At 47.2% G+C, this 17,727-nt stretch carries 19 protein-coding genes and 1 other RNA gene; 6 read left to right on the forward strand and 14 right to left on the reverse strand.

Translation table 11 applies throughout. The features are described 5' to 3' along the window. The first annotated feature begins 86 nt into the window (after window positions 1-86). Entirely contained in the window at window positions 87-707 is a 621-nt protein-coding gene (locus DBY95_RS01115) for a LemA family protein (protein WP_234394563.1), read from the forward strand. Between the two features lie 107 nt (window positions 708-814). Here DBY95_RS01115 and DBY95_RS01120 read toward each other — a convergent pair whose 3' ends face one another. From DBY95_RS01120 to DBY95_RS01135, 4 genes are read right to left on the reverse strand one after another with little or no spacing between them, the layout of a single operon-like run. After that, window positions 815-1,927 (reverse strand): SGNH/GDSL hydrolase family protein, encoded by a 1,113-nt coding sequence (locus tag DBY95_RS01120; protein ID WP_107723087.1) that lies wholly within the window; start codon window positions 1,925-1,927, stop codon window positions 815-817. Continuing rightward, window positions 1,924-2,952: a peptidoglycan O-acetyltransferase PatB gene (gene patB / locus DBY95_RS01125; protein ID WP_107723088.1), complete on the reverse strand. Its 1,029-nt coding sequence runs from the start codon at window positions 2,950-2,952 to the stop codon at window positions 1,924-1,926. The genes DBY95_RS01120 and patB overlap by 4 nt, the downstream gene beginning before the upstream one ends. 10 nt (window positions 2,953-2,962) lie before the next feature. Then, window positions 2,963-4,399 carry an MBOAT family O-acyltransferase gene (locus tag DBY95_RS01130; protein WP_107723089.1) on the reverse strand — a complete coding sequence of 479 codons (1,437 nt, stop codon included), beginning with the start codon at window positions 4,397-4,399 and terminating at the stop codon, window positions 2,963-2,965. Between the two features lie 46 nt (window positions 4,400-4,445). Then, window positions 4,446-5,084: a DedA family protein gene (locus DBY95_RS01135; RefSeq protein ID WP_107723090.1), complete on the reverse strand. Its 639-nt coding sequence runs from the start codon at window positions 5,082-5,084 to the stop codon at window positions 4,446-4,448. A gap of 230 nt (window positions 5,085-5,314) precedes the next feature. Between DBY95_RS01135 and hda the strand changes: the two genes are divergently transcribed. The 5 genes from hda to DBY95_RS01160 all read left to right on the forward strand — a co-directional run bounded on the left by hda (window position 5,315) and on the right by DBY95_RS01160 (window position 8,683). After that, a complete protein-coding gene (gene hda / locus DBY95_RS01140) occupies window positions 5,315-5,983 on the forward strand; it encodes a DnaA regulatory inactivator Hda (protein ID WP_070826137.1) in 669 nt (222 codons plus the stop codon). Next, window positions 5,980-6,648: an HAD family hydrolase gene (locus DBY95_RS01145; protein WP_107723091.1), complete on the forward strand. Its 669-nt coding sequence runs from the start codon at window positions 5,980-5,982 to the stop codon at window positions 6,646-6,648. The genes hda and DBY95_RS01145 overlap by 4 nt, the downstream gene beginning before the upstream one ends. Before the next feature lie 59 nt (window positions 6,649-6,707). Beyond that, on the forward strand, window positions 6,708-7,022 hold the full coding sequence (locus tag DBY95_RS01150) for a TonB family protein (RefSeq protein WP_003747161.1): 315 nt from the start codon (window positions 6,708-6,710) through the stop codon (window positions 7,020-7,022). 19 nt (window positions 7,023-7,041) lie between these two features. Then, complete coding sequence (locus DBY95_RS01155; protein ID WP_107723092.1) at window positions 7,042-7,641, forward strand: uracil-DNA glycosylase; 600 nt, start codon at window positions 7,042-7,044, stop codon at window positions 7,639-7,641. A 256-nt stretch (window positions 7,642-7,897) separates the two neighbouring features. Then, window positions 7,898-8,683, forward strand: a complete 786-nt coding sequence (locus tag DBY95_RS01160) for an endonuclease/exonuclease/phosphatase family protein (protein WP_107723093.1) — start codon at window positions 7,898-7,900, stop codon at window positions 8,681-8,683. A 1,180-nt stretch (window positions 8,684-9,863) separates the two neighbouring features. Here DBY95_RS01160 and DBY95_RS01170 read toward each other — a convergent pair. From DBY95_RS01170 to ssrA, 10 genes are all read right to left on the reverse strand, one after another. Further along, a complete protein-coding gene (locus DBY95_RS01170) occupies window positions 9,864-11,594 on the reverse strand; it encodes a DUF927 domain-containing protein (RefSeq protein WP_107723095.1) in 1,731 nt (576 codons plus the stop codon). Continuing rightward, on the reverse strand, window positions 11,591-12,691 hold the full coding sequence (locus tag DBY95_RS01175; protein ID WP_107722977.1) for a DUF7146 domain-containing protein: 1,101 nt from the start codon (window positions 12,689-12,691) through the stop codon (window positions 11,591-11,593). Before DBY95_RS01175 ends, DBY95_RS01170 begins: the two co-directional genes overlap by 4 nt. After that, window positions 12,688-12,903: a hypothetical protein gene (locus tag DBY95_RS01180; protein ID WP_049351938.1), complete on the reverse strand. Its 216-nt coding sequence runs from the start codon at window positions 12,901-12,903 to the stop codon at window positions 12,688-12,690. Before DBY95_RS01180 ends, DBY95_RS01175 begins: the two co-directional genes overlap by 4 nt. A 200-nt stretch (window positions 12,904-13,103) precedes the next feature. Beyond that, on the reverse strand, window positions 13,104-13,430 hold the full coding sequence (locus DBY95_RS01185; RefSeq protein WP_107723096.1) for a hypothetical protein: 327 nt from the start codon (window positions 13,428-13,430) through the stop codon (window positions 13,104-13,106). 416 nt (window positions 13,431-13,846) lie between these two features. Next, on the reverse strand, window positions 13,847-14,077 hold the full coding sequence (locus DBY95_RS01190) for a helix-turn-helix transcriptional regulator (RefSeq protein WP_049344708.1): 231 nt from the start codon (window positions 14,075-14,077) through the stop codon (window positions 13,847-13,849). Between the two features lie 173 nt (window positions 14,078-14,250). Further along, the gene (locus DBY95_RS01195) at window positions 14,251-14,931 is read right to left on the reverse strand and encodes a hypothetical protein (RefSeq protein WP_107723097.1); all 681 of its coding nucleotides are present in this window, start codon (window positions 14,929-14,931) and stop codon (window positions 14,251-14,253) included. A 127-nt stretch (window positions 14,932-15,058) separates the two neighbouring features. Continuing rightward, on the reverse strand, window positions 15,059-15,370 hold the full coding sequence (locus tag DBY95_RS01200; RefSeq protein WP_070460005.1) for a helix-turn-helix domain-containing protein: 312 nt from the start codon (window positions 15,368-15,370) through the stop codon (window positions 15,059-15,061). Further along, window positions 15,367-15,735 (reverse strand): type II toxin-antitoxin system RelE/ParE family toxin, encoded by a 369-nt coding sequence (locus DBY95_RS01205; protein ID WP_107723098.1) that lies wholly within the window; start codon window positions 15,733-15,735, stop codon window positions 15,367-15,369. The genes DBY95_RS01200 and DBY95_RS01205 overlap by 4 nt, the downstream gene beginning before the upstream one ends. A 31-nt stretch (window positions 15,736-15,766) precedes the next feature. Next, a complete protein-coding gene (locus tag DBY95_RS01210; protein ID WP_107723099.1) occupies window positions 15,767-16,990 on the reverse strand; it encodes a tyrosine-type recombinase/integrase in 1,224 nt (407 codons plus the stop codon). A gap of 279 nt (window positions 16,991-17,269) precedes the next feature. Then, window positions 17,270-17,632: a transfer-messenger RNA gene (gene ssrA, locus DBY95_RS01215) on the reverse strand. Window positions 17,633-17,727 lie beyond the last annotated feature (95 nt).

Genomic DNA, 17,727 nt, shown 5'->3' on the forward strand with positions numbered 1-17,727 from the left:
TGAATTTCAGACGGCCTTTTTTATGAAAATTGGGAAAAAATATTAAAATTGGATTATAATCGATGTTAATAAAATCAGCCACCGATATGAGTGGCATCATAACTAGGGAACTCACTATGGGCATTATCAGTCTTGCACTTATCTTCGTATCAATCGCCGCTGTCTTATTGTATTTCAAACAACAGTTGAAAGACCGCAAAAAAGACTGTCGCGAATCCTTTGTCTCTTTGCGCATTGCGCTCGACTGCCGACATCAGGCTGTCCGTCATGTATTGGATGCATACAGCAAACACCTGCAAGAGCAGGGCATTGCATTGGATCAAAACGTTCAGCAGATGTGTGCCGAAGTCGAAACCGCATTGGCGCAAACTGCCAAAACATTTTCCGAGTCCAAAATCAAACATCTGTGTGAAGCCGAAACAGCATTGAATCATGCGCTGAAAAAATTGCAAACTGCCGTCAAAGGCCTTTTGAAACAGTATCCTGATGAGAAATTGGCCGGTTTGATGGAAATGCTGGATGCAGCAGAGGCGGAAGTCGCATCGGCACGCCGCACTTACAACCGCAGAGCCGGAAGCTACAACCATCATTTGAACAAATTGCCCAACCGCCTTGTCGCCAAGCCATTAGGCTTTGACAAGCAGGTAAGATTGGTTCGTTTTACGGAAAACCAAACGCAACGAATGAGTAGCAATATGTTGGCTTAAAAATTAAGCAGTTTGCTAAATAAGCGATAAACAAAAGGCCGTCTGAAATATTAATTTCAGACGGCCTTTTGTGTGCTCTTAATGAAAAGTACTTAGGCTTTTGCAATTTATTGGGCAAAGCGGATTAGGCTGTCGGCAAGTTTATCGGCTGCAGTTTCATAACCTTGTGCAGAGAAGTGAACGCCGTCTTTGGCTGCCAAGCCTTGAGCCATCCAGTTTTTCATGCTGCATGCCCCGCCCATCGCATCCTGCCAAGACCAGAACATAATTTTTTCGTCACGGGCAACGCGTTGCTGCATTTGTTGTACTTCGCTGAGCAAGACAGGGCGGTTGCCGCAGCTTCCGTAGGCGGTTTTCAAAGATTCCGGAGCACCGAGGATCAGGATACCTGCGTTGGGCAGGGTGTTTTTGATTTGACGGATGTAATTGCGCCATGTCCGCTCGGTAGAAGAAATATCGAGGTTGCCGGAAAAGGCTTCATTGGTACCGTAGGCAAGAATGATTAAATCGGCTTTGGTTTGTGCCAAATCTTCCCACATACCCGGCCGCCATTTTGACCATTGGGATAACTGTGCGCCGTTGATGCCCATGGCGGAAACGGTTACGCCGCGTCCGGGGCGTTCGATGTTAATGAAACCGATTTGCCAAGGCATGCTGCTGCTGAGGGTCATCGGCAGGGAGGCATTGGTACGCACCAGTTGCCAACCGTTTTGTGTGGCAGGGATTTCTCGGCCGTTGACGGTCAGGGTTTGTTCGGACCAAACTGGTTTGCCGAAGATGGAGATTTGTTGCATATCCATGCTGCCGTCGGCTGCGCTTAAGGTAACGCTGCCGCCATCGGCGCGTGCTTCAATCCCGCCGAAAGAAAAATCGCTGTGTGATTTGCGGCTGCTGATGGTGTTCCAACCGCTGCCGCTGTAACGGACGGTTGCCATGCGCTGGCCTTTGACGGTATTAGGATAAACCCAACCGATACCGCCGTTGCCCCATTGTTGTTGCAAACGGCGACGCAGGCGGTCGGTGAAATAGTCGCCGGCGGTGTGGGAGTCGCCGACTTGGATAATGCGGAATTTGCCGTCTGAAGTATGGTTGAGCTGTTGCAGTTTGTTCAGCCAGGCAGGACGGTTGGAGCCGTAGTTGCTTAACAGGCCGTCATTGGTTGCGCAGGCGGTAATAGGGAGTGCGAGAAGCGTGAGGAGTAAGGTTTTATTAAATTTCATGGTTGTATATCGTGTGTAAAATTAATTTTTTCCATAATTTTTCCGGCCAGTAGTTTTTGGCCTTCTGCGGAAAAGTGAATGCCGTCCTTGCTGCGGTAACGGATGATTTTTCCATCTACTTTGACAGAGTCGGCATATTCTTCTGCGCCATTGCTCAACAGTTTGTCGGTCGGCAGCCAAATGGCTTGAGGCGACACCGTACCCGACAGGATTTTGTCGAGGTAGCGCATCTGTTCGTTGAGCTTGGCTTTTTTCATGTAAGGAATGCCCAGCCAAATGACTTGGACATCATGTGCGGAGGCTGCATCAAGAATACGGCGGACGCGGTTGAGGTATTCTGCCTCCCATTCGGGGGAGGCGAACTTCAGGTATTTTTTACCCATCGGGAAATCCCAAGGGTCGTTAGGGCCTAAGAATACAACCAAAACGCGGATGTCGGGTTCTTTTTGCAAAGTTTGTTCGATGGTTTTCGGCCAGTCGAAGAAGTTGGGGTAGGACAAACCGGTGCTTTGTTTGCTGAGGTTGACCGATTGTACGCCATATTCTTGCTTGAGGTGCTTTTGTACGAAAGGTGCAACGCCCTGCATCAGCGAGTCGCCGGCAAAGAAAACTTTATTGCCTTTTTTCAACACGACCTGCGTTGCCGACTGATCAGCCTGATTGCTTGGCTCGCTGGCGGCGGTATCCGTATTGTTAGCCGCATCGGAAGCAGCAGAGTCTTTTTGATTGTCCGATACTTCAATGTTTTCCGTATTTTCAGACGGCCTTGTTGTTTCAATGCCAGAGTCTTCCGAAGCTAAAGCGTCTTCTGTTTCCAGCGAGGCTTTCAGGCCGTCTGAAAATTCGTAGGCTTTTTGTTGCCAATCCGCACCGATACGCCACCAAGCATATTCGGATAAAGGCTCAAGCGGACTGTTTTCATGATAGGTCTGCTGCCAATAGGCATTGATGGAGTTTTGGGCAAACCACGTCAGTGCAACCGCACTGAGCAGAATCGAAACAAACAGGGAGATAAAGCGTTTCATGTTCTGCTCCTTAGAAGTTGGCATAAATAAAGCCGGGAATGCCGGACGGGGCGAAGACGATAATCAGTGCGAGGATAAGCGTGATGGGGATAAACCACAGCCATGCAGGCAGTTTGTCCAAGCCTTTTATCGATGCTTCAAATAAGCGGAGTAAATACGGGTATAGCAAAAGCATCATCGCAAATGCACCCAGCAACATGAGGTCGGTCGGCAGAGGCGCGTTCCAACCTTTATCATTGGCAAATAAGGCGCTGAACAGCATTTCCGTATCGGCAAGCGTTGCGCTGTTGAAGACGACAAAAGCGAAACAAACGAAATGGAAGGTAAACAGCCAGGCAAGCGGTTTGCCGATTTTCAGACGGCCTAAGGCATTGCGGCCGACGATTTTATCGCCGCAGTTAAGGAACACCAACGCCGCACCGTGCAGCGCACCCCAAATCAAAAAGCTCCAGCCGTAGCCATGCCAAATGCCGGAAAGCAACATGGCAATCATCAGATTGAGCTGGGTGCGTCCGAAGCCTTTTTTGCTGCCGCCCAAAGGGATATAGATATAGTCGCGAATCCAAGTGGACAGGCTGATGTGCCATCTGTCCCAGAAGTCGCGGATGTTGATGGCGCGAAGCGGCGCGGCAAAGTTTTTCGGCAGCTGGAAGCCGAGTAGCATGGCCAAGCCGATGACCAAATCCGAGTAGCCGGAAAAGTCGAAAAAGAGTTGGAAGGTGTAGCCATAAATCGCAGACAACACGCCCCAGCCGTCGAACTGGGCCGGATTTTCAAAAACAGGTGATACCCAGCCTTCCGCCAATACGCCGGCAAGCCACCATTTTTTAGCAATGCCCAATACAATCAGGCCGACCGCCAAAGCCGGATAAATCAGCTGGCGTGCCTGTTTGGTGCGGATTTGCACCAATGCCCCCGCCTGTTCGCCATCTATACTTTTAAAAGCAGCCGCACGGATAATCGGGCCGGATGTGATGGTGGGGAAGAAGCTCAGGTGCAGTAGGAGCTCATGCCATTCAAAACGGTCTCCCTTAGGCTCGCGGTAGCAATACACCATGTAAGCCAGCGATTGGAAAGTGTAATAAGACAAGCCCAAAGGCAAAAGGATGTCGATGACGGCGCTTTGCCCCGTATATTGCTGAATAATTGGGCGGAAAAAGTCGAAATATTTGAAGAAACACAAAACAGTCAATGCCGCCGAAATACCGCAACCCAGCCAAAATTTGCGGATATTCTCGTTTTCAGAAAACATCAGCACGCTGATCAGGTAAACCACAGACGAGTAAACCAAAATCAGCGCGGCAAAAATAGGGTCGATACGGTAAAGCCAGCCTAGCCCGGCAACCAAAAGTAAAACGTTTTGAACTTGCGGCAAACGTGCAAATGCCCAGTACACTGGCAAAAATACGATAAAGAATACCGCAAACTCAATAGACAGCAACGGCATGACAATTCCTTGATGTGTTTAAACTTTCAAACTTTTCGATTGATTGTTATTTTTTGGCGTTAAGTTTGGCGCGGACGACTTCGACTACCGCAGGTAAAATCGAAATCACGATGATTGCCGCCATAACTAAGCCCAGATTGTTTTTGACGACGGGGATATTGGCGAAGAAGTAGCCTGCATAGGAAAACGACAATACCCACAACATCGCGCCGATAATGTTGTAACGGATAAACGTGCCATAGTGCATATCGCCCATGCCTGCGACAAATGGCGCAAACGTCCGCACAATCGGCACAAAGCGCGCAATGATGATGGTTTTGCCGCCGTGTTTTTCATAGAACGCATGGGTTTTTTCCAAATACGAACGGCGGAAAATTTTGGAATCAGGATTGGCAAACAGTTTTTGTCCAAAATATTTGCCAATCATAAAGTTGGCCGCATCGCCTAGAATGGCGGCCGCTAAGAGCAGCAATACCATGACGTGGATGTTCATGCCGCCGATGGCCGCAATACCGCCTGCAGCAAACAGCAGTGAGTCGCCGGGTAAAAATGGTGTTACGACCAAACCGGTTTCGCAGAAAATCACAACAAACAAAATCGCGTAAATCCACGGGCCGTATTGGGCGGAGAGGTGGACAAGGTGTTGGTCGATATGGAGGATGAAATCAATAAGGATAGAAATCACTAGGGTTCCCCAAATAAAAAGGCCGTCTGAAAAAGAACAGACAAATGTTTCGGCGAGAAGTTCGACATTGTAAAACCAAAGCGGAATAAAACCAATGCCGTAAGCGCGTCAAGATATGTTTAGAAGTGCAGATATGTTGCAGGTATAGGCTTCAGACGGCCTTTATCCTTGATGGTGGACGGCAAAACAACGTAAAATAAAGCCGATTTCAACCTAACCGGTGCGCCTTTGTGAACCAGCTCATCTTCGATTTTGCCAGCCATGATTATCCCGGCTTCGACAAATTTCTGGGAACAGAAAATGCCGAGCTGGTGTATGTGTTGCAGCACAAACATGGGCAGTTTATCTATGTGTGGGGCGAAGAGGGCGCAGGCAAAAGCCATCTCTTGCAGGCATGGGTCGCACAGGCGCTCGATGCCGGACGAAATGCCCTCTATATTGATGCCGCCGCCACGCCGCTGACAGAAGCCGCGTTGGATGCAGAATATCTCGCCATTGACCAAATCGAAAAGCTCAATAATGAAGAACAGGCTTTACTGTTTGCCATCTTCAACCGCTTCCGCAACAGCGGCAAAGGCTTTTTGCTTTTGAGTTCCGAATATACGCCGCAACAGCTCGTTATCCGCGAAGACCTGCGCACACGCATGGCGTATTGCTTGGTTTACGAAGTCAAACCGCTGACCGACCGGGAAAAAATCAATGCGCTCGTCAGCATGGCGGCCGCCCGTCAGGTAACCATCGATCCGGAAATCTTCGAATACCTGCTGAACCATTGGCGGCGCGATATGGACAGTCTGATGCAAATGCTCGATACCCTTGACAACTACGCCGTTATGATGGGCAAGCGTATTACTTTGCCGCTTTTGCGCCAGCTTTTAAAACAACAGGAAACCCAATGAAAAACCTTGCCATTTTCGACCTCGACAACACCTTAATCAATACCGATTCGGATCACTCCTGGCCGCAATACCTGATTAAAAAAGGCATAGTCGATGCGGCTGAAACCGAGGCGCAAAATGAAAAGTTCTACCAAGACTATCAAAACGGTTGTCTTGATATCGATGCCTTCCTCAAATTCCATCTCGCGCCTTTAGCCCGTTTCAGCAAGGAGGAATTGGCTGAGTTTCATCGCGAGTTTATGGCCGAATATATTGTTCCGCATATTTCTCCGATGCAGCGTATGCTGGTGCAAAGCCATCAAATGGCGGGCGACGAAATGCTGGTTATTTCTTCGACCAACGAATTCATCATTACCCCAATCTGCCATCTTTTTGGTATTCACAACATTATCGGCACACAGCTTGAAACCGGCGAAGACGGCCGATATACCGGCAACTATGTCGGTATGCCCAGCCTGAAAGAAGGCAAAATTACCCGATTGAACCAATGGCTTGCCGAGCGAGGCGAGACCTTTGAAAGCTACGGTAAGGTTTATTTTTACAGCGACTCCAAAAACGACTTGCCGCTGCTTCGTATCGTGGATGAACCTGTCGCCGTCAATCCGGATGCCGAGCTGGAAAAAGAAGCCAAAGCAAAAGGTTGGCCGATTTTGAATTTCAAATAACGACGAATCAGGCCGTCTGAAATATTTAACCTAACCACAACCCTAATAAGGACTAAAACATGAAAACGACTAAACTCCTCGCCTCAGCCCTGTTGTTTGCCGCTGTATTCGGTACAGCACAAGCAGCCGATACCGAAACTCTGGAAGCCATGAAAGCGCAAAACGGCAGCGTTAAAACCGTTTTGATGGATGTCTTCACAACTCCTGCCGGCAATGTTGACCGCGTGAATATCATTCAATCCAGCGGCAATCCTGAAATGGACGAACGCGCAGTGAAAAGCGTTTCCAAATATCCTTATCCGAAACGTAAAACTGCATCTAAATACCAACATACCGTTACTTTTGAGACCAATGTTGAAGTAATCAACAACTGACTTGGAATGGAGACATTAGATGTTATCTGAAGAAAAGGAGGATCTTATTGAAGGGTTAATTGATGAAATTAAAAATATGCGTGGTGATCCCTTAGAATATACGGGTAACAAGCTTGTTATCAGTCGTGGAAATTCAAAAGCAAAGTTGTTAATTATCGGTGAAGCTCCTGGACCAATAGAAAACGAAGAGGGAGAACCTTTTAGAGGTCCTGCTGGTATTCTGCTAGACGAGATGTTGGAGAGTGAGAAATTTAAACTAGACCAGGATATATATATTATTAACGCGGTGTTTCGCATGCCACCAGGTAAAAATGGAAAAAAGTTCGGTCGGCCAAGTACTAAAGTGATTGAATATTACCGCCCGTATATTTTGAAGTTCATTAGACTGATAGAACCAAAGATAATAGTTTTGCTTGGTAATTCTGCATGCAAATCAGTATTGGATAAAGTTGGAATTACTAAGTTGAGAGGTGAGTGGAAATGTGAGAAAGATATTTGCCATTTTATTATGCCGACCTATCATCCTTCGTATGTGCGGATGAAAAAGAATCAATATCTGAATCTGGTAAAAAATGATATCAAAATGATTCGCAAGAAGTTTGATGAACCTACTATGTAAAAGAGTCTAATGCAAGTTATACTGTTTTTGTAGTTCATATTGCTTGATAATGATTGGTTGTAGTTGAATAAATATTGGTTGTTATTAAATTGAATGATGAGATAATGTGGAGTACACTTCTATTTGGAAGGCGTTTTGATTGGGAAATTCCCTGTCAAAACGCCGTTTTATTCTTTAAACAAGTATAACCAAAATTGCCGTAAAACCACACGCTCCGGTGTTATACTGAAACAAATAAACCGCTTCATCACACATCATGTCTCCCCGTCCAGTTACCATTACTTCCTACAATATGCACAAAGGCATGTCTGCGCTCAACCGCAAAGTGCAGGTCAACCGCATGGCTGACGCGCTGGGTGCATTGGGTTCGGACGTTTTGTTTTTACAAGAAGTCCAAGGACAACATCTCAACAGAAGCCGCCGTACCGACTTTCCCGATGCGCCGCATTACGACATCATCGGCGACAGCCTCGATTATCATCGCAGCTACGGCAAAAATGCCGTCTATCCCAAACGACACCACGGCAACGCCATTCTCAGCCGCCTACCGCTGAAAACGGAAAACAACCTCAACATCAGCGTCAATAAACTCGAACAGCGCGGCCTGTTGCATTGCGAAGTCGTGCCCGAAGGTTGGGAAGATCCGCTGGTGTGTCTGTGCGTCCACCTCAATCTGCGCGAGCCTGACCGCCTTAAACAATACCGCGCCATCAGCAACTATGTTGACCGCCATATCAACTCTGACAGCCCCTTGATTATCGCCGGTGATTTCAATGACTGGCGGCAGAAATCAGCCCATGAGCTGGGCAGGGCATTAGATTTGAACGAAGTATTTGTCGATAATACAGGCAAACGCCCCAAAACCTTCCCTTCGCGCCTGCCCATCCTCAGTCTCGACCGCATTTACACGCGCAATCTTGATGTCATCGATTCTGAAATCCACAACAGTAAAGACTGGCAGTATTTATCAGATCATCTTCCATTGAGTGTAACGGTTAGACCGCATCGTAAAATGAATATGAAATCCGATAGAAAAATGTAAGGCTGAAATCTTTTTTAAAGCAAAGCACTATTGGCAATGTATCGAAAGAAAAAGTTTTTTCACTCAGATATTTGAGACAAAAACAGGCCGTCTGAAAAGTTTCAGACGATCTGTTTAAGTTTATAAAAAAGCGCAAACCTTTTTAAATCAAAAGTTTGCGCTTTAAATCTGGTGGAGGCGGGGTCAATCGTACTTTGAACTTAACTTATTGATTTAAATATAATCATATTCTTGTTTGCGGTAAAAGTTACCCCAAAAGTTACCCCAAAAATGTCAGGTAGGTGCATTTTTTGACACTATTTTTCCCTTTGTTAGATTGCCAGTTTAAGCCGTTTGGGTGGCAGGGGCAAAAATATTTTGTGGCATTTCTGCCAAGCTGTGAAATATGGTCTGATTGTAACACCGGCAATCACGCGCCGTCTTGTGGGCTGGTGCTTGCTTTATTTTCCAGCCGTCCGATATTGCCTTTCGGTCTGCTTTTGTCTGTATCAGTTCTGCCGGTCATTTGCCCGCAAAAGAAAGCGTATATATACAAAAAAAACGCAAAAATCGTTTGTTACCTTGTTACCAATGGCTGAAAGGCTTGCTATTCGTGGCTTTCGTGGTAACAAAATACAAATTTTAACCTTGTTACCATTTGTTACCGCCCCTGTTTTTTAAATGTAACCATATGAATATAAAAGGGTAACAAGTGGTAACAAATCGGTAACAAGTAAATTTATGTTCATTTGTTACCGTTTTTTCTGTGTTTTTATATTTATATTCATATAGTTATAAATGTTAAGTTTTGTGGTAACAAAGGTAACAAGTGATTTTGTCTCGCGCATATGGTTTTATCTATTCGCTTGTCTTAGTCTTCTTTTCTTTTTTATGGGCTCGCAAAATTCAAGGGCTACATTATTACGCGCGCGCGTATTGGTGTCGAAATTATTTATCCCTCGTCTGTCTTTGTTGGTCATAGCGGAAACAGGGCGTAATTGCGCTGTAAGCGCGTTTCTTTGTTTTGGTAGGGTAGGTATAGGGAAAGGGTCAAACAGTCCTAATTTTTGAAATTTAGGGGCTTCCTGTTGATTTTATGCTTTCTTGGTTGGTCTGCCTGAATGTTTAGACGTAAAAAAGCCCGCCTGTGTTGGTCATGGCGGGCTTGGTTAGGATTTTGGAATTAACCCCATGTAAATGATTAGTCGTCCAGTTCTATATTTGTAGCTAAAACATGAAACCAGCCGTTACCTTTCCGCTGGTGTTGATAGCCTCTATTTTTGTGGTTATATTTCAACAATCCATTATCTGCTAATACGCGGCAAACTTTCGCTTCATCGAAACTTTGGGCGATTTCATTGGCAAAGACACGGCGGATTACCCATAATTCCAATTTTTCCCCCTCCTGTTTCCTATATCCTGCATGGTCTTTATTGGTGCTTTTATCGCTCCATTCCATAAACCGCGTGCCTAATGCGTGCTGGGCGATAAAATCCTCTGCCTGCTCAATGATTCGGCGGTCTTCGTGTTTTCCTGCTCCGTTGGCTTCTAGCCATTCATCAAAGCATTTTTTCACGCCTGCCATGCCTACACCTACGGGCAAGCCGGTAACAGGGGCGGCAAGTTCCAAAGCAGCGGCGGCAATCGCAAAGCGTTTCGCTACTCTTCGCGCCTGTCCTGATAGTTCGGGAATGGTTGCCATAAATGCGGCCATGCGCTCCGTTGCCTGCTGTTTGGCTTGTTCTAGGTCGTCTAAAAGCTGTCGGATAAATAGTCTTCCTGCCGTTCCGTGATATTTTTCTGTTGATTGGGCGATATGCTCACTCAACAATGCGCCATCTTCAAATCCGTGCAAAGTGTCATAAATGCCGTATTGCGCGGCGGCTCTGATACTAGGCAGGCGGGCGGCTTGTCCTGCGTTCCAATCGCCCTTATGGTGCTTCAAGATGGAATCGGGGGTCTTTTCGCCAGTGGAAAACATCATCACTTTCCAGCGGCTTAAAGCGCGGTTTCCGCCTTGTTTTGCGCCTTGCACTTTGTTGATACCGTTCATAACGCTATAAACAGTATCGCCGATAACGTGCGGGCTTGCCTGTCCTATTTCGTCCAACACCAGCAAGCCATCATTACGGGCGGCGGCTGTGTTGGAAAAGCCTATTTTCGTACCGCTCCAAGACAACAGGCTTCCTGATGGTTTGCCCCATACGCTCAAGGCTACTTTTGCGGCTGTGGTTTTGCCGTCTGAAGAATCGCCCATCAAGTGGAAGCCCCCCGATTCTTCGTTTAACAGGGAAAGCAACGGGGCGGCAAATGAAGCTCCCAAAGCAAGGCATAGGCGGCTATTGTTCTCTGCGTATCGCGCTGCCTGCTCCTGCCATTCCTTGAGGCTGCCTTTTTCTGTGTAACCGTCTTTTTGGCTGGTGTCTCCGTTGTATAGAATGTTTGTGCCGTCTGCATTAACGGCTTCCCCGCCTGCCAGTATGTAGGCGTCCCCGTTCCAACCGGCGCGGTCGGTAATGGTAAAGGCTATCGGGCTTCCCTCTTTCTGCAAATAGTCTGCCAGTCTTTCCCTTTTTGCCCGTCCGCTCATGATGACTAGGCCGAAATTCTGCAAACGCTGCCAGCCTTGAACTGTGCCGATTTCTGCTTGTGGTAGGGCGGCGGTCTTTTGTTGGCGTGTGATTTTGTCTTTAAACTTGATAATCCGATAATACGCGCCGTCATTGTCTTGCCCCGTGCCTATGATGTCGATAGGGTCGGAAAGGAATTGCGGCTCTGATTCGATAATATCGCCGTCTTTATCGGTTCTAACGTTTACCCACCATACGCCCTGATTATCGATTTCAAAGTGAGGGCGCGGGCGGAATAGCTCGATATTCTCAAGGTTGTAATCGTTAGGGCTTTCCTGCTTCGCTGTTTCGGTATTTTTCATGCTGTCTGTCCTCCGGAATGATTGTCTGATTGCTTTTTCTCGTTCAGTTCGTCCAGTGCGTCATAGCCCGGCGTTTTGCTTTGCCATATACTCGCCTTGATTCCCTGCTTAATGGCTCGCATTGCCAAGTCATAAGCGGCTCTGTAACCAACGGGGCGGGGCGTGTCGTTATCGGCAATAATCACAATCTCTTTTATACCGTTCAAAAAGTGAAAATTTGCCAAGCTGTTTGCGCTCAAGGCCGCGCATAAGCCCCAATCGTAAGCCTTGTACAATTCACGGGCGGCAAGGGCGGTTTCTATGCCCTCTGCAATGACAAGACGGCCATTTTCAGGAATCGGGAACAGGTGGACGGCTTGCCCCGATATACTGCCTTTCTTGCGGCTTCTCATTTTCTTGGCCGGTAATGTTTCGCCTGTTACAGGGCCTTTGATTGCCAGTTTCTGGTAGCGCGGGGCGTGTAGTCCGTCCTCTCCGCATGGCTTGTCATAGCTAGGCTGTAAATAGGTTAGGTGTAAGCCTTGTAGCTCTTCGTCCATATCGCGGATAGCGCAAACCATACAGGGGAAACTACCAAGCAACAGCGGCTTATCTTCGCCTGTTGTCCAATAGTCTTTTTCAGGTAGGAAACGGACGTTTTCGGGTAAATGCGCCATGTCCAAACCGCGTGATTTCAAATACTGGATAACAGGGGAATCGGGGCGGATAGGTTCTGTGCTTCTCCACAATGCGGCCAGTTCCTCGATTTGGTCTTTTTCGGGGCGTGGTTGCGCTTGTGGGCGTGTTGGCGGTATCGGCAAAGGGTTTGCATTGTCCATGCCTAAAATGCCTGAAACCTGCTTTAAGGCCGTCTGAAAATCACACCCGAAAAAGTGCATTACCAAGCCGAAACCATCGCCCGCGCCGTTGTTGTAATGGCTGCAAATGAATGTGCCGTTTCCGTCCTTGTCGTCATATCTGAAACGGTCTTTCCCTCCACACGCGGGGCAGGGCTGGTGTTTGTTTTTCAGGTATCGCGGGTCTATGCCTAATGCGGCGTGTATTTCCGGCCAGCGGTATTGCGCGACGGCTTTAATGTCTTGGTATGTTGGTTTCATTGCTCTGCCTCCTCTGATACTGGTTCTAAAACAATTCCGGCGGTCGGGTCGGTTTCCCATATTGCGGGCGTTTCCTGCTCTAGTTGCTCCGTGTCGGCGTGGGCGGGCTGGTTACAGGCTCGGACTACCAAAGCCAAAAGCAACACCCAAAACACCAGCAAGGCGCGGTTAAGATACCGGCGGAAACGGTCGGATTTATTGGTCTGTTTCATGGTTTTATCCTTTGCTCTGCCTCCAGTGTTTCAAAACATGAATCTAATAAAATCAATTAGTTATGAAAACACTAGGGCGAAGTTTGCCCTATGCCGTCTGAAATAGGCGGCATAAAGGCGGGTAAATTTCAGGGAATAGGTGGGCTTAACCGGCGTGGGTTACGCTGTAAACAGCCCATTCTTTCAGGTCGTCTGAATCGTCAGGGCGCGGGATGGGGTCGGTTTTGAATATATCCCTCAAGCTCGGATGACAAATCGAAAGATTCCAAGTTTTCCGCATGGGGGACTAGGGTTTGAATGACTGTGGCAAGGCGTGCCGTGCTTCTGATCGCACTTATGGGGGCGTTGTGGACGGGATGGGCGGCCATGTTGTCGCAAATGGTGTCGATGATTGCGCCCGTATTGGCGATAAATTCGCCGCCGTAATACAGCGCGTCCATGATGCGGTTTGCCAGCTCTAAGGGGATGGTTACCGTTTGGGCTTGATTTTGAATGGTTTGGATTTGGGTAGAATTTGAAGATTTCATGAGGTGCTACCTTTCTGTTTGGCTAATGCCTCCTCCGTTCTCACACGGTAGGGCGGCGGGCAAAGGCAAGGTGTGAGAAACTGGCAAACAGTACCAGCGGGCGTGCGCCCTCCTTGCCCCGCCCACCATGAAAGGTAAAGCTAGGGGATAGATACAAAAAAAACCGCTAGGCGGCTTTGTATCTGCCTGTTTGTTTCAGCTTCTCACGGCTGACCTGCTATTGAACAGGTTTGCTAATCTTGCCGTTTTGCGTGGTGTTTGTAAATACTTTTCAGACGGATTTTTATAAATGTCTGATTCTGCTTTTAATTAAAAGGGGCTATGCCTTGCCTAGCACGTTTTACAAGCGCGCTTGTCTTGAGTTACAATCGCGCGCGCGGGCGCGTATTGGTCCGAAAACTCCTGTTATCCTTTCATTAGCTTGCCTGTTCTGTAAGCCATTTCTTCACTTCTCCTGCTACATAAAAGCGGCTGCGCGTGCCTGTGATTTGGCGTGATTGCGGGAATTGTCCTGCTGCCTCCAGTCGTCTAATTTGGCTACTGCTCAAGCGAGTGATTCCGCGCCGTCCTTTCGCTTGGCTGGTCTCAAGTTCTGCGATAGTTAATTGCGCGGTATCAGGTAAGCTGTCGATATTGATAATGTGCATTTATTGCCTCCTTTTGGTTAATTACGCCTGCGGGTTGCTGGCGTTTCGATAGCGGCATTGTGCAAAAAGCATAGGGGGGTTAGGCAATAAAAAAACGGTTAAACCCTCCTTTCAAGAAAGGGGTTTAACCGTCCTGTAATGTATGACTAATAAGGGGTTTGGGGGTTACTCGCCTACTGGTTTTTGAATAATGGCGGGCGTGTCAGGCTGTCAATACGCTTGATTGCTGCCAGTGTGGGCTCAACCCCTGTTATTTTCTTAAAGGTGTCCTTGATAAAGTCTTGAACTATAAGTGCTTTAGGGGGTGCAACCCCTACCGTCTGCTTGTTCCAAAATTCTTTAATCGCTATGCAAGCGGTTTCAAATTCTGGGGTTTCAAATTCAGGGACAACACAATAAGGCAAGGCTTTCATTTCCTGTTTTTCTGCCTCTGCTTTAGCCGCTTCCCGCCTTACCTGTTCTTCTGCCTGAATAGTTTGCCTCAAGCTAAGTACACGTTCTTTCGTTGCCCAGCTAATTAGCACATTCTGCATAATGGTTGTGTCGTTTGGTGCGATGTCATTCATACTGAAAACGGCAGTTTTTTGACTGGCGCAATAAATCCCGCTATCTCCATCATGCAAATACAAATCTTGGACAGTCAGGGTTTTTAAAACAATACCGCCCGAAAAAGCCTGTAATGCAATTTTTGCCCGTGCCTGTTTGCGTGGGTGTTCCTGCCATATACTCCCAAAAGTGAAAAACGCGGGATTAATTCCTGCCCATAATAGGGCGGCTTGCTCCAATGTCCATAACGGGGCTAATCGCCAATCGGACAAATCGGGCATATCTGAAAGGGTTAAGACGTCTGCCATATTCTATTCACTCCATGTTCTTTTTCTGACTGCATAAAACGGATTGAGTAGCCCCAAAAATCAACGGGTGGGGCGTCGTGTGGTACTTCGCGGCGGAAATATATCCGCTCCTTTTCTGTTTCCAGTATCAGGCAATCGCCTCAATTCCCTTGTTCTTGACGATGGTAAGCAGCTTCAAAGCTGCGCCGCTCGGCTTTTTAATGCCCCGTTCCCATTCGGAAACTTGGTTTTTACCGATGTTTAGATACATGGCAAAAGCGGCTTGTGATAATGCTTCGCGCTCTCTGATTGCCTTGATGTCTTCGCCGCTCAATGGTTTGATTTCGGTCAGGCATGATTTGTCAAAATCGCGCATGGTTTTTTTGTCGATAATGCCGATGTCGTGCAAACCCTGCATGGTTTCATGTATTGCTGCGAAAATCTCGCTTTTGTATTTCATGGCTGTATCTCCGTGAAAGTGCCGTTTGATTTGGCTTGCTCTATGTCGGTTTCCGTCATTGCCAAGATGATGGCGGCGGCTTTCTTTAATTCTGCAAGTTCTTTGTTCGTGATGTTTTCGCGGTCGTTCTTGGCAAAGGCGGTCATGAAAAACGCCCGTTCCCCACGTCTGAAAAATATCAGGCTACGATAACCGCCGCTTCTGCCTTGCCCTTGCCTTGCTATGCGCTGCTTGATAACGCCGCCGCCTAAATCTGCGTCTATTACTCCTTTATCTGCCCGCTCTACCGCTTCTATCAGCTCGGAATCGCTGATTTTGTGCTTCTTGGCAAATTTCGTTATCCACTGGTTTCTAAATATCCGCATGGTTTTCTTTCGTAATGCTTAAGATGATAGTTTATTCTGCCGTTTCCTGCAATACGCCTGAATGTGCTTTCAATTCATCAAGATAATCAGCCCATTTTTGAACCATATCGGCGCGCTGTTCTAAGTATTCCGCATGGTTGTAGGCTGCCCTTGTCGTGTTGGGGTCTTTGTGGGCTAGTTGTCGCTCTACCCAATCGGCGTTATAGCCCATCTCATTCAGTATCGTGCTGGCTGTATGTCTAAAGCCGTGCTGTGTGGTTTCTTCCAAGAATCCCAGACGGTCTAATGCTTTCCGTATCGCCCCCTCGCTCAAGGGCTGTTTTTTGCTGGTGTTACAAAATACATATTCATAATGCCCCGTTACAGGTTTCAAGCCGTCCAGTATTGCTAAGGCTTGGCGGCTCAAGGGGACAATATGGTCTATCTTGTTCTTCATGTTTATGCCATCTTTATAGTATTGCTGCTCCTCCCAATCAATTTCACACCAGCGCAATAAACGTAATTCGGAAGGGCGGGCAAATACATAAGGGGAAAGCTGTAATAGGGCGCGTGTTTGCGGTAAACCTGTGTAACCGTCAAAAGCCCGTAACATCTCGCCTATCCTTTGCGGGTCTTTAATGAAGCGGTAATGTTTCTGTTCCACCTTTGCCAGCTCTCCCCGCAATTCGGCGGCGGGATTGAATAGGCTCAAGCGAAGTTTTACGGCATATTTGAAAACTTGATTTACTACGTCATAAATTTTTTGTGCCGTGTCATATTTCCCCGCCGATTCCAGCCTCTGTAACAGTCCTAAAACCTCAAGCGGCATGATTTCGTCTATTTTGCGTGTTGCAAGGTCAGGGAAAATATGAAGCTCAAGGCTGCGGATAACTCTTTGTGCATGGTCGGGCTTCCATTTATTCGGCTTTGCTACTTGGTCGCTGTGCCATTTGCGCGCAATAGCCTCAAATGTGTTTTTTAGCTGTTCTGCCTGCCTCTGTGCTTTGTCTTGCTGGTGTAGTTTAGGGTCTATCCCTTTGGCTATCAGCCCGCGCAATTCTTCGCGTTTTTCTCTTGCTTCTTTTAAGCTGATTTCAGGATAGACACCCAGTCGCATTTCATCGCGTTTGTTGTCGCTTGGTCGGTAGTAACGAAAACGCCAGTATTTGCCGTTTCCCCTTGCTTGAAGATATAACCCGCCGCCGTCTGATAATTGATTCGGCGGTTGTAGTTTTTTGCATTGGCTATCTGTAAGTGGCAGCGTCTGTTTAGGCATTTTTAATCCAGTTTGGGGTAACTTTTAAAAACTCATTAAGCCATTGTTAATAATTGGTTTTATGGACTTTTGGGGTAACTTGTTTAAAAAAATAGGGCTAATTTGCCTACTTTTCAGGCTTGTTTTTTTGGGTAACTCATGAAAAGTTACCCTAAAAGTTACCCTATAAATTGCGAAAACTCAAGCATACGCCAGCATATTCAAGGTAATAAAAAAGCCTTGAAACCGTTATGGCTCAAGGCTTTATGCGTATTACAGGATACTGCTGAAAATTCGGTATGGTGGAGGCGGGGGGAATCGAACCCCCGTCCGAAAGTCCTCTACAGAGCGTTCTACATACTTAGTTGTGTCTATTTAGAATCTCGTTCCCATCATGCCGACCAACAGGCCTTCAGAGAACCAGTTACCTTAAATCTCGTTTCCTGCCAAGTAACCCGACAGAAAACCAGTCAATGTAGAATGACGTTGCGGTAGCTTGCGCTACACAGCCCATTGACCAACTGCTGCAACGGCAGGCCTTAAGCGGCCAGTGCGTAAGTTTCGTCGTTTGCGACTATTTTGATTCAGTGTTTAACGGGAAATCTGAGACCCCGGTATGCCCGCATCTGCTTTGCAACCCCCGTCGAAACCAAGATCGCCCCCAGATAGGAAAAGTTGATTATACGCATGTCAACAGGCTTTGCCAAGTTGCTGTTTGATTAAAAAGGCCGTCTGAACAGCGGTTTGCTTTTTCAGAC

It is taken from the genome of Neisseria subflava (assembly GCF_003044935.1).
GTDB lineage: Bacteria > Pseudomonadota > Gammaproteobacteria > Burkholderiales > Neisseriaceae > Neisseria > Neisseria subflava_E.